Consider the following 14,340-nt stretch of genomic DNA (forward strand, 5'->3'; position numbering starts at 1 on the left):
CCGTCATGCTGTCGGCCGAGACGGCGGCCGGCAAGTATCCGCTGGAGACCGTGCGCGAAATGGCCAGCATCTGCGCCGCCGCCGAGGAGCACGACCCGGTCGAGCTGGACGCCGACTTCAGCGGCGCCTCGTTCCAGCGCATCGACCAGTCGATCGCCATGGGAGCCCTGTTCACCGCCTACCACTTGGGCGTGAAGGCCCTGGTCGCGCTCACCGACTCCGGCTCCACCGCGCTGTGGATGAGCCGTCACAGCGTGCGCATCCCGATCTACGCCCTGACGCCGCGCATCGGTACCCAGCGCAAGATGGCGCTCTATCGCAACGTGCGCCCGCTCCTGATGGACACCAGCGCGAACCGCGACGAGGCCCTGGCCCAGGCCGAGCAGCACCTGCGCCAGCAGGGCATCGTCGCCCCCGGCGACATCTACGCCATCACCTGCGGCGAACCCATGGGCGCCCCCGGCGGCACCAACATGCTGAAAATCTGCCGCGTCCGCTGAGCGTGTAGCGTGCTCACCGATGTGTGGTGAACGGGGGGGAAGCCACCAACGTCCATGGCCATGCGGGTTTGGAGAAGGTTGCAAGCGGTCGACTGCCGTTTCCAGGATCAAGCCTGAGTGCCAACGGCGCGACCGCAGGTTCGCGCCCCAAAGGGCTGCGGAGCAGGCCAGCCAAGGCGCCCGTGGCCGGGGTCCCCCTGGCCACAGGGTGCGTCCCCCTGGGGGGATGGCGGCCGCAGGCCGCCTCAGGGGGGATCTATTTCAACCAGCCACGCCGCCGGAAGTACCACATCGGCAGCAGCGCGCTGGCGGCCATGGCGAGGATCGCGAACACGTAGCCGTACTTCCACTCCAGCTCCGGCATGACCTGGAAGTTCATGCCGTAGATGCTGGCGATCAGGGTCGGTGGCAGCAGCGCGACGCTGGCGACCGAGAAGATCTTGATGATCTTGTTCTGGTTGATGTTGATGAAGCCGACGGTGGCGTCCATCAGGAAGTTGATCTTGTCGAACAGGAAGGTGGTGTGGCTGTCCAGCGAATCGAGGTCGCGCTGGATCTGGCGCGCATCCTCGAACTGCTCGGCATCCAGCATCTTGCTGCGCATCAGGAAGCTGACGGCGCGGCGCGTGTCCATCACGTTGCGGCGGATGCGGCCGTTCATGTCCTCCTGGCGCGCGATGGCGGCCAGCACCTCGCTCGCCACGTCGTCCGTCACGTTGTCCGACAGCACCTTGCGGCTGGCGCCCTCCAGTTCGTCGTAGACCCCTTCCAGGGTGTCGGCGCAGTACTCCGTGTCGCCGTCGAACAGCGCCAGCAGAACGTCCTTGGCATCGTCCAGCAGACCGGGCATGCGGCGCGCGCGCATGCGCAGCAGGCGAAAGGCCGGGACCGTCTCGTCGTGGATCGAGAACAGCACGCCGTGGCCAAGCGAGGACGCGTTCGAGACGTTGATGATGAAGGCTACGCGCACCTGGCGCGGCTCGTCCGGATCGGCCATCAGGAAGTCGGTGCGGATGTGCAACTCGCCGTTGTCCTCGGCGTAGAAGCGCGCCGACTCCTCGATGTCGTCGTCGATGGCGTCTTCCGGGATGGCCAGGCCGAAGTACTGCCTGACCCAGCGCTTCTCGTCCGGCGTCGGGTCCTCCAGGTCGACCCAGATCGGCTGGAAGCGTGACAGCTCCTCCAGCGATTCGATTTCTTCCTGGAACAGCCGGCCATTGGACAGCGTGAAGACATTCAGCATGCGCGTGCTCCCTGCGGCGTGGGCGGGTGTCTGGCGGAGAAGAGGAACGGAGGCTTTCAGCCTCCCGCGCCAGCGGTCAGGGAGGTGAAAGCCGTCGACTCGGGATGGGTTCCACGGCGGGTTTTCTGCAACAGGCGGACCTGATCGGGCCGGGCCGGATTATGGCAGTGCCGGAGCGGGCGTGTCGTGGTTCGGCCGGCTGGCGCCTGCCGTGCGGTGTGCCGATCGAGGCGGCGGCGCAGCGAAGCGGCGCCGGGGCGCACGCTGTCGTTCACCGGGATTGCGCTGCATCGGGATCGCGGGCATAGTGACATCGGGTGAGGTAACCGGAAGGGTGCCCGCCTGTCGCCAGCGTCTGGCATCAGACCCCGAAGATTCTCTGTTTGTAACAAGGAGTTTCAAATGAATTTGACCATCAGCGGACACCATCTGGAAGTGACTCCGGCGCTGCGCAGCTACGTGGAAGGCAAGCTGGACCGGGTCATGCGCCGTTTCGACCAGGTGACGGACGTCAGGGTGTTGCTGTCGGTGGACAACCTGAAGGAAAAGGACCGGCGCCAGCGCGCCGAGTGCACGATCCGCGTCAAGGGCGGCGATCTCTATGCCGAAAGCGCGCACGAGGACCTGTACGCCGCGATTGACGAACTGATGGACAAGCTCGACCGCCAGATCGTGCGCCACAAGGACAAGCTGCAGGCACACGACCGCGTCGCGGGCAAGCACCTGGCCTGAGTAGGGGCGAGCGAATCCCCCAGGCGTGCCTTGAGGGTCGGAATCCGCCCGTCCCGCGCCGCAAGGGCTTGCTGCAACCCGAGCCAGGGCTGTCCCTTGGCGTTGCAGGGCACTGACCAGCCAGAGGCTGCGCGTGCGGTGCTGGCGAGCGCGTAGCGCTCTCACCCAACTGGTGGAGGTGATCGAAGCATCGGAAGTCAAGGTTCATCCGGCTCTCGTGAAGAAGGCAAGCGGTCAACTGCCGCTTTCAGGTTCAGCCTTGCCCCGATTCCGGTGGCACCACGGCTTCCGGGCTGCCTGCATGGGCCAGGCGACCGTGGGCGAAGCACCGCATCAGGCCCGGTCGAGCGGGCCCTGGCGGCACCGGAGGTGGGCCGCCAGGCAAATCGTCGTACCATCGGCGCAATTCTGACGTCGAGAACCATGAATCGTCTTGCATCCATTCTTCCGGTGTCGCAGGTGCTGGTCGGCGTCGACGTCACCAGCAAGAAGCGCGCCTTCGAGGAGGCGGGTCTGCTGTTCGAGAACCTGCACGGCCTCTCGCGCGCGCTCATTGCCGACAGCCTGTTCGCGCGTGAGCGTCTGGGCTCGACCGGCCTCGGCCACGGCGTGGCGATTCCGCACGGGCGCATCAAGGGCCTGAAGGCGCCCATGGCCGCGGTGCTGCAACTGCGCCAGCCGATCGGCTTCGATGCACCCGACGAGCAGCCCGTGGGCCTGTTGATCTTCCTGCTGGTGCCCGAGGCGGCGACGCAGAAGCACCTGGAGATCCTGTCGGAGATCGCCGAACTGCTGAGCGATGGCGACCTGCGCGAGCGCATCAAGCACGCGGCGTCGGCGGAGCAGCTCCATGCCCTGATCGCGGACTGGCAGTCGGCGCAGCCGGCGTGAAAGGGCTACCCCCTGTGTCGCCACGCTCCCTCCCCCTTCCAGGGGGACGCACCCCGTGGCCAGGGAGACCCCGGCCACGGGCACACTGGCGTGGTCTGCTTCGCGGCCGCCTGACGGCCCTCGCGGGGGGCTGCTGCTTCAACCCAGGAGCGGCAGTTGACCGCTTGCCTTCTTCACGAGCGCCGCATGAACCTTGACTTCCGCTGCTTCGATCACCCCCACCAGTTGGATGAGAGCGCGTCCAACGGCCGCTTTTGGGTTCAATCCTTGCGCGGCTGAAGTGCGGACGTGAGACCCACCGCCATCAGCGCGGACGCGCTGTTCGAGGACCACCGGACCAGCCTGGGCTGGCAGTGGGTGGCGGGGCACGGCGCGTCGGAGCGGCATTTCGACGAGGTGGCGGTGCGCGCCGCGCGCTCGGGCGCTGACCTGGTGGGCTACCTCAACTACATCCACCCCTACCGCCTGCAAATCCTGGGTGAGCGCGAGGTGCGCTACATCGGCGAGTGCGCGCCCGAGGACAGCGCACGGCGCATCGCGCGCATCGTCACGCTGGAGCCGCCGGTGCTGGTGCTTTGCGAGAACCAGGCTGCGCCCGAGGCGTTGGTGGCGATGTGCGAGCGCGCGCAGATTCCGCTGTTTGCCACGCACGAGTCGGCCGCCTTCGTGATCGACGTGCTGCGCACCTACCTGTCCAAGCACTTCGCCGACCGCACCACCATGCATGGCGTGTTCATGGACATCCTGGGCCTGGGCGTGCTGATTACCGGCGAGTCGGGCATGGGCAAGAGCGAGCTCGGGCTGGAGCTGATCTCGCGTGGCAACGGCCTGGTGGCCGACGACGCGGTCGACCTGTTTCGCATCAACCAGACCACGATCGAGGGGCGTTGCCCGGAGCTGCTGCAGAACCTGCTGGAGGTGCGCGGCATCGGCCTGCTCGACATCCGCGCCATCTTCGGCGAGGCGGCGGTGCGCCGGCGCATGCGGCTGCGCCTGATTGCCCAGCTGGTGCGGCGCGAGACCATGGAGCGCGACTACGAGCGCCTGCCCTACGAGCCGCTCAGCCAGGACGTGCTGGGCGTGCCGATCCAGAAGGCCGTGATCCCGGTGGTGGCCGGCCGCAACATCGCCGTGCTGGTGGAGGCGGCGGTGCGCAACCACATCCTGCAGTTGCGCGGCATCGATACCTACCAGGAATTCGTGCAGCGGCATCGCCGCGCGATGGAGCGGGGCGGGGCGGACGGCTGAGCGCGGACCCGCGGCGCGCCGCTGCCGCATCGGTCAGGGCACGCGCTGGCCGCTGGTGCGATACGGACAGTCGCGCTTGACGCAATGGCCGTACAGGCTGAGTGCATGGTCGGCCAGTTCGAAGCCGTGCGCCTTGGCGATGGCGAGCTGGCGCTGCTCGATCTGGGCGTCGTAGAACTCCTCCACGTGGCCGCAGTCCAGGCACACCAGGTGATCATGGTGCTTTTCGTCGTGCAGTTCGTAGACCGCCTTGCCGGCCTCGAAGTGGTGGCGGCTCAGCAGTCCCGCCTGCTCGAACTGCGTCAGCACCCGGTACACCGTGGCGAGGCCGATCTCGGAGCTCTCGGCCACCAGGATGCGGTACACGTCCTCGGCCGACAGGTGGCGCTGCTCGGCGGTCTGGAAGATCTCGAGGATCTTCAGGCGCGGGATCGTCGCCTTCAGGCCCGTGCTCTTGAGTTCATTCAGGGTGTCGTCCATCTGCCCGGCCCGACGCAACAGGGCGCCGCTACAATCATTTGTTTCATTGTGCCCCAGTCTCGACCCATGCCTGTGTCCACCCGAACCTTTGCCCGCGGGCGCTGCCGGGTCATGCTGGCGCTGCTGGCCGCCGGCCTGCTGGCAGGGTGCGGCACGCTGAACGACGCGACGCGCGGCATGGCCGACGCGCTGACCCTGTACAAGCCCGAGGTGGTGCAGGGCAATTTCGTCTCCAGCGAGCAGGTCGCGGCGCTGCGACCCGGCATGACGCGCCTGCAGGTGCGCGACATCCTGGGCACGCCACTGGTGAGCAGCGTGTTCCACGGCGACCGCTGGGACTACGTGTTCACCATCCAGCGCCAGGGCGTGCCGCCGCAGCGCTACCACCTGGGCGTGTTCTTCGCTGGCGACGTGCTGCAGCGCTACGAGGGCGACGAGATGCCGAGCGAGGCCGAGTTCGTGCAGCGCATCAGCCGCGAGCGCAAATTCAAGGTGCCGGTGCTCGAGGCGACCGAGGATCAGCTCGCGCGCTATCCGGCGGCCGACGCACCGCAGGCCGAGTCGGACGCCTCGGAGTCGGCAGCGCAACTGCGGGGCGCCTACCCGCCGCTGGAGCCGGCGCGCTGAGCGGCCGGCCGACGCCGCGGCAGCGGCCTGCGTTTTCCTGAACGGGAGCCGAGATGTCTTCTTCCCCCTTGCCGCATCGCGTGGCCGTGGCCGGTGCCACCGGTCGCATGGGCCACATGCTGATCGAGGCCGTGCACGCAGCCCCGGACTGTGCGCTGGTCGGCGCCCTGGACCGCGCGCAGAGCCCGGCGCTGGGGCAGGATGCCGGTGCCTTTGCCGGCTGGACCAGTGGCGTGCCCGTGACCGCCGACCTCGCCGAGGGGCTTGCTCAGGCCCAGTGCCTGATCGATTTCACGCGCCCAGAGGCGACGCTGGCACACCTGGCGGCCTGCCGCGCGCGCGGCGTGTCGCTGGTGATCGGCACCACCGGGTTTTCCGCAGCCCAGAAGGCGCAGATCGCCGAGGCCGCCGAGGACATCGCGATCGTGCTGGCGCCCAACATGAGCGTGGGCGTGAATGTGCTGATGCGCCTGCTCGACGTGGCGGCGCGCTCGCTCGCCACCGGCTACGACATCGAGATCATCGAGGCGCATCACAAGCACAAGGTGGATGCGCCCTCGGGCACGGCGCTGCAGATGGGCGAGGTGATCGCCCGCGCCCTCGGGCGCGAGCTCGCGGACTGCGCGGTCTACGCGCGCCACGGCCACACCGGTGAGCGCGATCCGTCGAGCATCGGCTTTGCCACGATCCGCGGCGGCGACATCGTGGGCGACCACACGGCCCTGTTTGCCGGCATCGGCGAGCGCATCGAGATCACGCACCGCGCCACCAGCCGCGCCGGCTATGCCCAGGGCAGCCTGCACGCGCTGCGCTTCCTGGTCGGGCGCGCGCGCGGCCTGTACGACATGGCCGACGTGCTGGGCCTGCGCTGAGCGCTGCGCGGCGACGGGCGTGGGCTTGCAACAGCTGTTCGGGCAGAGCGACCTGGTCGGCCGGGCGGTGGCACTGCTGCTGCTGGCGCTGTCGCTGGCGAGCTGGGCCGTGATCGTCTGGAAGAGCTGGCTGCTGGGCCGCGCGCGCCGCGACGTGGTGCGTAGCGTGGCCGCGTTCTGGCAGGCGGCGACGCCGCAGGAAGGCGCCGAGCGGGTCGGCCGGCTGGACCGGCGCGGCTTGGTGCTGCCCCTGCTTGTCGCCACGCGGCAGCCGGCCGACGACACGCTGGCGGCTGCCGGCGCGCGCGCCCAGCAGCTCACGCGCGCGCTGCGCGACGCCTTGCAGGCGGTGTCGGCGCGGCTGCAATTCGGCCAGGTGCTGCTGGCCACGACCGGCGCCATCGCGCCCTTCGTCGGCCTGCTGGGCACGGTCTGGGGCATCTACCACGCGCTTGCCAGCATCGCCGGCTCGGGCCAGATCTCGGTCGAGCGCATCGCCGGCCCGGTCGGTGAAGCGCTGATCATGACCGCCGCCGGCCTGGCCGTGGCCATTCCCGCCGTGCTGGCCTACAACTGGCTGGGCCGCGCGATCAATGCGATCGAGGCCGAACTGGAAGGTTTCGCGCACGACCTGCGTGAACTGCTGGCAAATGATGCTGCGCATGACGCCGCCGCTGGCGCGGCTGGCATGACGAGATGACGTCATCGGGTGATTGAAGCCGCGCCAGCGGCGAAGTCATTTCGTCATCGATTCAGCGACAGGGGAGCGCATGACTCTTGGCAGACTCGAGCGCAGCAAGGCCAGCGCGCCGATGGCGGACATCAATGTCACGCCCATGGTCGACGTGATGCTGGTGCTGGTGGTGATCTTCATCATCACCGCGCCGCTGCTGGCCAGCGCGATTCGGCTCGACCTGCCGCGCGCCGAGGGCGCGAGCCCGGGCGATCCGCCGCGCTTCGTCTCGGTGGCGGTGGATCGGGGCGGACAGGCCTTCCTCGAGGAGCGTCCGGTGACGCCGGCGGAGCTGGCCCAGGCACTGCGGCAGGTGGGGGCGGAGCACCCGGACACCGAGGTGCAACTGCGCGCCGACGAGAGCGTGCCCTACGGCCGGGTGGTCGAGGTCATGGGCCTGGCCCAGCAGGCAGGGCTTGGCCGCATCGCCTTCGTGGCCGAGGCGCCGGCGCCCGGAGCTGCCGAAAATGCGACCGCAACCGGGGCTTCACGCTGACGCGAGCGGTGCCCGAGGCTATCATTTGTGTAGTAATGAGAGGGTGGGCATCGACCTACAATTCCGCCCATGCAAGACCAATACCAACCCCAGGCCGTCGAGGCGGCGGCCCAGGCCGACTGGCGTGCGCGCGACGCCTACCGCGTGACCGAGGACGTCGGCAAGCCCAAGTACTACGCCTGCTCGATGCTGCCCTACCCCAGCGGCAAGCTGCACATGGGGCACGTGCGCAACTACACCATCAACGACATGCTGACGCGCCAGCTGCGCATGCAGGGCTACAACGTCCTGATGCCGATGGGCTGGGACGCCTTCGGCCTGCCGGCCGAGAACGCGGCGCTGAAGAACCGGGTGCCGCCGGCCAAGTGGACCTGGGACAACATCGCCACCATGAAGGGCCAGATGCAGGCCATGGGACTGGCGATCGACTGGAGCCGCGAGGTCGCCACCTGCGATCCGGCCTACTACAGGTGGAACCAGTGGCTGTTCCTGAAGATGCTGGAAAAGGGCATCGCCTACCGCAAGACCCAGGTCGTCAACTGGGACCCGGTGGACCAGACCGTGCTGGCCAACGAGCAGGTGATCGACGGCAAGGGCTGGCGCACCGGCGCGCCGGTGGAAAAGCGCGAGATCCCGGGCTACTACCTGAAGATTACGGATTACGCGCAGGAACTGCTCGACCACGTGCAGATCGGCAACCCCAAGGCGACGCTCGATGGCTGGCCGGACCGTGTGCGCCTGATGCAGGAGCACTGGATCGGTCGCAGCGAAGGCGTGCGCTTCGCCTTCACGCACGACATCCGCGGCGAGGACGGCGCGCCGATCCAGGGTGGGCGCATGTACGTGTTCACCACGCGCGCCGACACCATCATGGGCGTGACGTTCTGCGCCGTCGCGCCCGAGCACCCGCTGGCCGCCCAGGCGGCGCGCGGCAACCCGGAACTCGCCGCCTTCATCGAGAAGTGCCGACACGGGGGCACCACCGAGGCCGAACTGGCGGCCCGGGAGAAGGAAGGTCTGCCCACCGGCCTGGCGGTGACGCATCCGCTGACCGGCGCCGCCGTGCCGCTGTGGGTCGGCAACTACGTGCTGATGAGCTACGGCGACGGCGCCGTGATGGGCGTGCCGGCGCACGACGAGCGCGACTTCGCGTTTGCACGCAAGTATGGGCTGCCGATCCACCAGGTGGTGCAGGTCGATGGCGAGCGCTATGACGCCGCCACCTGGCACGACTGGTATGCCGACAAGCAGCGCGGCGTCACCGTCAACTCGGATGAATTCAGCGGGCTGCCCCATGCCGAGGCGGTCGATGCCGTGGCCGACGCCCTGGCGGCCCTGGGGCTGGGCGAAAAGCAGGTCACCTGGCGCCTGCGCGACTGGGGCATCTCGCGCCAGCGCTACTGGGGCACGCCGATTCCGATCATCCACTGCGATGCCTGCGGTGCCGTGCCGGTGCCCGAGAAGGACCTGCCGGTGGTGCTGCCCGAGGGCCTGGTGCCGGATGGCAGCGGCAACCCGCTGGGCAAGTGCGAGGCCTTCCTGAAGGTCGATTGCCCCTGCTGCGGCCAGCCGGCGCGGCGCGAGACCGACACCATGGACACCTTCGTGGACTCGTCCTGGTACTTCATGCGCTACTGCGACCCGACGAATGCGGACGCCATGGTGGCCGGCGGCACGCAGTACTGGATGCCGATGGACCAGTACATCGGCGGCATCGAGCACGCCATCCTGCACCTGCTCTACGCACGCTTCTGGACCAAGGTGATGCGCGACCTCGGGCTGGTGCGGGTGGACGAGCCCTTCACCCGCCTGCTGACGCAGGGCATGGTGCTGAACCACATCTACAGCCGTCGCGGCAGCAAGGGCGGCAAGGACTACTTCTGGCCACAGGACGTGGAGCCGGTGCTGGACGCCGACGGCAAGGTCACGGGCGCGCGCCTGAAGAACGCCGCCGACAGCAGCGACGGCCGCCTGCCGCCGGGCACGCCGATCGACTACGAGGGCGTGGGCACCATGTCCAAGTCGAAGAACAACGGCGTCGACCCGCAGGACCTGATCGACCGCTACGGTGCCGACACGGCGCGCCTCTACACCATGTTCACCTCGCCGCCCGAGCTGACGCTGGAGTGGAACGACGCGGCGGTGGAGGGGAGCTTCCGCTTCCTGCGCCGGGTCTGGAACTTCGGCCGGCGCCTGCAGGGCCAGGCCGACCTGGCAGGCAGCGCCGAGCGCGTGCACGGGGCCGCCGGCCAGGCGCTCGGGCTGGGGGCGCCGGCGCGCGCGCTGCGCCACGAGATCCACACCGTGCTGGGCCAGGTCGACCACGACTACGGCCGGCTGCAATACAACACCGTGGTCTCCGGTGCGATGAAGATGCTCAACGCGCTGGAAGCCTTCAGGCCCGGGGACGCGGCGGGCGACCAGGCGGTGCTGGCCGAGGGCTTCTCCATCCTGCTGCGCGTGCTCTATCCGGTGACGCCCCACATCAGCCACGTGCTGTGGCAGGAACTGGGCCTTGCCGCCGTGCACGGGCAGTTGCTGGACGCCCCCTGGCCGCAGGTGGACCCCGAGGCGCTGCGCCAGGATGAGGTCGAACTGGTGCTGCAGGTCAACGGCAAGCTGCGCGGCGCCATCCGCGTTCCGGCCGATGCCGGCAAGCCGGCGATCGAGCAGGCCGCGCTGGCGAGCGAGGCGTTCGTCCGGTATGGCGCGGGAGGCACGGTGCGCAAGGTGGTGGTCGTGCCGGGGCGCCTGGTCAACGTGGTGGTGGCCTGAGTCGCATGGCCTGCGCGCGCCGCGTTCTGGTGCTTGCCGCGAGCGCGCTCGTGCTGCCGCTGGCGAGCTGCGGCTTCGCCCTGCGGCAGGCGCCCGACTTCGGCTTCCACAGCATCTACCTGGCCCTGCCGGCCGGCTCTGCGCTCGGCGTCGAACTGCGCCGCCAGCTCGAGGGCACGGGCAGCATCCAGGTCATCACGGACGCCGCGCGCCGCGCCGATGCCGACGTCGTGCTGGAGAGCGCGGGCGAGCAGCGCGAGCGCGCCGTCGTCAGCCTGACGGCGACGGGCGAGGTGCGCGAGCTGCAACTGCGCCTGCGCTTTGCCTTCCGCGTGCGCACGCCAGCGGGACGCGAACTGCTGGCTCAGTCCGAAATCCTGCGCCAGGTCGACCAGAGCTATTCCGAATCGGCCGCGCTGTCGAAGGAGCAGGAGGCGCTGATGCTCTACCAGGACATGCAGAGCGACATCGTGCAGCAGGTGATGCGGCGACTGGCGACGATCAAGACATGACCCCCCTGAGTCGCCTGCGGCGCCTTCCCCCCAGGGGGACGCAGCCCGTGGCCCGGGAGACCCCGGCCACGGCTGCCTTGGCTCGGCCTGCTCCGCGGCCCAGCCGATGCGCCGGCCGCGCCGTCGCTTCTGGCCCCCGCTCCCTCGGGGAGCGGGCCCGGGTGCGGGCTGCCTGAGCATGCAAGTCGCCGCCGCGCAACTGGCCAGCCACCTGCAGCAGGGGCTGCGGTCGTTGTACGTGGTGCATGGCGACGAGGCGCTGCTGGTGCAGGAGGCGGGTGACGCGATTCGGGCCGCGGCGGCGGCGCAGGGCTATGGCGAGCGCAGCGTGCACACGGTCGCGGGCGCGCATTTCGACTGGAGCGCAGTGCTGGCGGCCGCGGGCAGCCTGAGCCTGTTCGCCGAGCGGCAGATCGTCGAGATCCGCATTCCGTCGGGCAAGCCGGGGAAAGAGGGCAGCGCGGCGCTGCAGCAGATCGCGCAGGACGCTGTGGGCAACGAGGCCACGCTCACGCTCGTGCTGCTGCCGCGTCTGGACAAGGCGACGCGTGCCGCAGCCTGGTTCGGCGCGCTGGAGGGCGCCGGGGTGTCGGTGCCGATCGAGCGCGTCGAGCGTGGCCAGCTGCCGGCCTGGATCGCCCAGCGCCTGGCGGCCCAGGGGCAGCGCGTCGAGGCCGGCGAGGCCGGGCAGCGCACGTTGCAGTTCTTTGCCGACCGAGTCGAGGGCAACCTGCTGGCGGCGCACCAGGAGATCGTCAAGCTCGGCCTGCTGCATGCAGCCGGGGAACTGAGTTTCGAGCAGGTCGAGGCGGCCGTGCTCAACGTCGCGCGCTACGACGTGTTCAAGCTGTCCGAGGCCGTGCTGGCCGGCCGGCGCGAGCGCGTGCAGCGCATGCTGGACGGCTTGCAGGCCGAGGGTGAGGCCCCGGTGCTGGTGCATTACACCCTGGCCGAAGACATCCGCGCCCTGGTGCGCGTCAAGGATGCGCTGGCGCGCGGGCGGCCGCTGCCCGTGGCCCTGCGCGAGCAGCGCATCTGGGGGCTGCGCGAGCGCCTGTTCGAGCGCGTGCTGCCGCGTCTCACCGAAGTGCAGTTGGCCGGCCTGCTGCACGCCGCGCACCAGGTCGATGGCATCGTGAAGGGCCTGCAGCACGCCGGCTGGCCGCAGGACCCCTGGCAGGCGCTGCACCGGCTGGCGCAAGGCCTGTGCGGGGCCTGTGCACTGACGCGCTGAGGCATGAGGGATGACGGAATGACTTCGCGGCACTTCAAGGACGGAACGGCAATTCGTCTGATCGTGGGCACGGATCGACTGTTCCAGCACAAGGCAGCAGGAGCGCGGTGCTTTTTGGGACAATTGCGGCATGAATGTCGTGAGCGTTGCTGAAACCATGCGCCTGCTGGGCGTGCAGGCGCGCGCCGCCTCGCGTGTCATGGCGCGCTCGGGGGCCGCCGCGCGCAACCGGGCCCTGCGTGAGCTGGCGCGCCTGCTGCGCGAGCAGGGGGGGGCGCTGCAGGCGGCGAACCAGCGCGACCTGGAACGCGCCGAGGCGGCTGGCCTCGCGGCGCCGCTGCTCGATCGCCTCAAGCTCACGCCGCAGGTGATCGAGACCTGTGCCCTCGGGTGCGAACAGCTGGCGGCGATGCCCGACATCATCGGCGACGTGGTCGGCCTGAAGCAGCAGCCCAGCGGCATCCGCGTCGGCCAGATGCGGGTGCCGATCGGCGTCTTCGGCATGATCTACGAGAGCCGCCCCAACGTCACCATCGAGGCCGCCAGCCTGTCGATCAAGAGCGCCAACGCGGCCATCCTGCGTGGCGGCAGCGAGGCGATCGACTCCAACCAGGCACTCGCGAAGCTGGTGCAGCAGGCGCTGGCAGTCGCCGGCCTGCCGCGCGAGGCGGTGCAGCTGGTCCCCACCATCGACCGCGCCGCCGTGGGCGAGCTGATCGCCATGCCGGACTACGTCGACGTCATCATCCCGCGCGGCGGCCGCGGCCTGATCGAGCGCATCAGCCAGGACGCTCGCGTGCCGGTGATCAAGCACCTGGACGGCAACTGCCATACCTACGTCGACGATCCCTGCGACCTCGACCTGGCCGTGCACGTGACCGACAACGCCAAGACGCAGAAATACAGCCCCTGCAACGCCACCGAGAGCCTGCTGGTGGCGCGCGGCGTGGCGCCGGCCTTCCTGCCGCGCATCGGCGCCGTGTTCGCGGCCAAGGGCGTGGAGATGCGCTGCGATGCCGAGGCGGCGGCCATCCTGGCGCCGGCGCTCGGGGCGGACGGCGCCGGGGCGCTGCTGCGGTCGGTGCAGGAGTCCGACTGGTCCGAGGAATACCTGGCGCCCATCATCAGCATCAAGGTGGTGGCCGGCCTGGACGAGGCGATCGACCACATCAATCGCTACGGCAGCCACCACACGGACGCCATCCTGACCACCGACCATCGCCACGCCCAGCGCTTCCTGCGCGAGGTCGATTCGGCGAGCTGCATGGTCAACGCCAGCACGCGCTTCGCCGACGGCTTCGAATACGGCCTGGGCGCCGAGATCGGCATCAGCACCGACAAGTTCCATGCGCGCGGTCCGGTCGGCATCGAGGGGCTGACCTCGCTCAAATGGGTGGTGCTGGGCGAGGGCGAGGTGCGCGGCTGAGCATCCGCCAACGGCTGGGCGGGGGCGCCGAGCCCTGCCCGCGCCGGGTTGCGCGCGGACGGCAACGCGCGGCGCGCCACCAGCGGGCCAGGGCCGTGCAACACTGCACTAAACTGTGCCTTTCGCAGACGACGTCGACGCCGCCGCACCATGGTCCCCCACCTGATCACCGCCCTCAAGGGGCCTGTCAACGAACTCGAGCAACGCCTGCTTGACGCCACGCCCGTGATCGAGCGCTGGTTTCGGCTCGAATGGATGGAGCACACGCCACCGCTGTACTGCGGCGTCGCGATCCGCAACGCAGGCTTCAAGCTGGCGCCGGTGGGCACCAACCTGAATCCGGACGGTTGGCACAATCTCTCGCCCGACACGCTGCCGCTGGCGGTGCAGGCAGCGCAGGCGGCAATCGAGAAGATCTGCCCCGAGGCGCACAACCTGATGATCGTGCCGCGCAATGGCGCGCTCAGCAGCTTCTACCTGGCGAGCCTGAAGCGACTGATGGACGTGTTCCGCATGGCCGGGCTGAACGTGCGCCTGGGCTCGATCGACCCGGCGCTCAAGCGCAGCACCA

15 protein-coding genes are annotated in these 14,340 nt (G+C 69.4%); 13 read left to right on the forward strand and 2 right to left on the reverse strand.

Annotated elements, in window-relative coordinates; genetic code table 11:
• Positions 1-500 (forward strand): pyruvate kinase alpha/beta domain-containing protein (locus tag PKA16_RS14380; RefSeq protein ID WP_324404220.1); only part of this gene is annotated, 500 nt, incomplete at its 5' end.
• A gap of 256 nt (positions 501-756) precedes the next feature.
• On the opposite strand, the gene corA is transcribed toward PKA16_RS14380, so the two are convergent.
• Entirely contained in the window at positions 757-1,743 is a 987-nt protein-coding gene (corA, locus tag PKA16_RS14385) for a magnesium/cobalt transporter CorA (RefSeq protein ID WP_324404221.1), read from the reverse strand.
• A gap of 402 nt (positions 1,744-2,145) precedes the next feature.
• On the opposite strand from corA, the gene raiA reads away from it, so the two are divergent.
• The 3 genes from raiA (at position 2,146) to hprK (ending at position 4,614) form a co-directional block, all read left to right on the forward strand.
• A complete protein-coding gene (gene raiA, locus PKA16_RS14390) occupies positions 2,146-2,475 on the forward strand; it encodes a ribosome-associated translation inhibitor RaiA (RefSeq protein WP_324404222.1) in 330 nt (109 codons plus the stop codon).
• A 423-nt stretch (positions 2,476-2,898) separates the two neighbouring features.
• On the forward strand, positions 2,899-3,366 hold the full coding sequence (locus PKA16_RS14395; RefSeq protein ID WP_324404223.1) for a PTS sugar transporter subunit IIA: 468 nt from the start codon (positions 2,899-2,901) through the stop codon (positions 3,364-3,366).
• 288 nt (positions 3,367-3,654) lie between these two features.
• A complete protein-coding gene (hprK, locus tag PKA16_RS14400; RefSeq protein WP_324404224.1) occupies positions 3,655-4,614 on the forward strand; it encodes an HPr(Ser) kinase/phosphatase in 960 nt (319 codons plus the stop codon).
• 33 nt (positions 4,615-4,647) lie between these two features.
• On the opposite strand, the gene fur is transcribed toward hprK, so the two are convergent.
• The gene (gene fur / locus PKA16_RS14405; protein ID WP_324404225.1) at positions 4,648-5,094 is read right to left on the reverse strand and encodes a ferric iron uptake transcriptional regulator; all 447 of its coding nucleotides are present in this window, start codon (positions 5,092-5,094) and stop codon (positions 4,648-4,650) included.
• Between the two features lie 111 nt (positions 5,095-5,205).
• Between fur and PKA16_RS14410 the strand changes: the two genes are divergently transcribed.
• From PKA16_RS14410 to PKA16_RS14450, 9 genes are all read left to right on the forward strand, one after another.
• The gene (locus PKA16_RS14410) at positions 5,206-5,721 is read left to right on the forward strand and encodes an outer membrane protein assembly factor BamE (RefSeq protein ID WP_324404234.1); all 516 of its coding nucleotides are present in this window, start codon (positions 5,206-5,208) and stop codon (positions 5,719-5,721) included.
• Between the two features lie 53 nt (positions 5,722-5,774).
• Positions 5,775-6,593 (forward strand): 4-hydroxy-tetrahydrodipicolinate reductase, encoded by an 819-nt coding sequence (gene dapB / locus PKA16_RS14415; RefSeq protein WP_324404226.1) that lies wholly within the window; start codon positions 5,775-5,777, stop codon positions 6,591-6,593.
• Positions 6,594-6,612: 19 nt separating this feature from the next.
• Positions 6,613-7,293 (forward strand): MotA/TolQ/ExbB proton channel family protein, encoded by a 681-nt coding sequence (locus PKA16_RS14420; protein ID WP_324404227.1) that lies wholly within the window; start codon positions 6,613-6,615, stop codon positions 7,291-7,293.
• Positions 7,294-7,363: 70 nt separating this feature from the next.
• Positions 7,364-7,822 (forward strand): biopolymer transporter ExbD, encoded by a 459-nt coding sequence (locus PKA16_RS14425; protein WP_324404228.1) that lies wholly within the window; start codon positions 7,364-7,366, stop codon positions 7,820-7,822.
• Positions 7,823-7,891: 69 nt separating this feature from the next.
• Positions 7,892-10,597, forward strand: a complete 2,706-nt coding sequence (leuS, locus tag PKA16_RS14430; protein ID WP_324404229.1) for a leucine--tRNA ligase — start codon at positions 7,892-7,894, stop codon at positions 10,595-10,597.
• A 5-nt stretch (positions 10,598-10,602) separates the two neighbouring features.
• Positions 10,603-11,109 carry an LPS assembly lipoprotein LptE gene (gene lptE, locus PKA16_RS14435; protein ID WP_324404230.1) on the forward strand — a complete coding sequence of 169 codons (507 nt, stop codon included), beginning with the start codon at positions 10,603-10,605 and terminating at the stop codon, positions 11,107-11,109.
• 178 nt (positions 11,110-11,287) lie between these two features.
• Positions 11,288-12,343, forward strand: coding sequence for a DNA polymerase III subunit delta (holA, locus tag PKA16_RS14440; protein WP_324404231.1), 1,056 nt, complete (start codon positions 11,288-11,290; stop codon positions 12,341-12,343).
• 130 nt (positions 12,344-12,473) lie between these two features.
• Complete coding sequence (locus tag PKA16_RS14445; protein WP_324404232.1) at positions 12,474-13,769, forward strand: glutamate-5-semialdehyde dehydrogenase; 1,296 nt, start codon at positions 12,474-12,476, stop codon at positions 13,767-13,769.
• A 150-nt stretch (positions 13,770-13,919) separates the two neighbouring features.
• The coding region (locus tag PKA16_RS14450; protein WP_324404233.1) for a glutamate--cysteine ligase at positions 13,920-14,340 on the forward strand (421 nt) is incomplete at its 3' end.

It is taken from the genome of Ottowia sp., from assembly GCF_035325765.1.
In the GTDB taxonomy this organism is placed as follows: domain Bacteria; phylum Pseudomonadota; class Gammaproteobacteria; order Burkholderiales; family Burkholderiaceae_C; genus Ottowia.